The sequence below is a fragment of the Oleiphilus sp. HI0043 genome (assembly GCF_001634935.1).
This window is the reverse complement of sequence record NZ_LWEY01001673.1, coordinates 1-702: the sequence shown is the minus strand read 5'-3', so window position 1 is coordinate 702 and position 702 is coordinate 1. Positions and strand designations below refer to the sequence as shown.

Below are 702 nucleotides of genomic sequence, written 5' to 3'. Positions count from 1 at the left end.
ACGAAATGCATTCGGAATGGATTGAAGTGACTCAAGACGTGGTTGATAAAGTGACTGCGACTCGTCGAAAAGGTGGTCGTGTTATTTGCGTCGGCACAACTAGTGTTCGTAGTCTTGAATCTGCCAGCCAGTCAGGCGAGCTTAAGGCTTTTACCGGTGATACTGAGATATTTATTTTCCCAGGTTATGAGTTTAAAAGTGTCGATGCACTGATTACTAACTTTCATTTGCCGAAATCGACCCTATTAATGTTGGTATCTGCATTTTCAGGCCAGGCAAATATCTTAAATGCTTATGAGCAGGCTGTTGCAAATAAGTATCGCTTTTTCAGTTATGGTGATGCGATGTTTCTAAATCCCTCTAGCGGGAATATTTCGGAGTAATACATTGAGTGAATCGAATTGTTGTATGTCCTTTAAGGTCAGCCAGACAGATGGCTTGGCTCGACGTGGAGAAATTGACTTTCCACGTGGGAAAATACAGACCCCTGCGTTTATGCCGGTTGGCACTTACGGTACGGTAAAAGGCATGCTACCTAAGGATATCGAAGAGATTGGCGCGGATATTATTCTCGGAAATACTTTTCATCTAATGCTAAGACCGGGCACCGACATTGTTGAGAAACATGGTACTTTGCATGACTTTATCCAATGGGATAAACCAATTCTGACTGATTCTGGAGGTTTTCAGGTTTTTAGCCTC

The 702-nt window shown here is 42.7% G+C and carries 2 protein-coding genes; both read left to right on the top strand.

The annotated features are described in order from the left end of the window. A partial coding sequence (locus tag A3729_RS25435) for an S-adenosylmethionine:tRNA ribosyltransferase-isomerase (protein ID WP_197476089.1) occupies positions 1–383 on the top strand: 383 nt, incomplete at its 5' end. Positions 384–408: 25 nt separating this feature from the next. Continuing rightward, on the top strand, positions 409–702 hold a 294-nt coding region (locus A3729_RS25430), incomplete at its 3' end, for a tRNA-guanine transglycosylase (protein ID WP_156498134.1).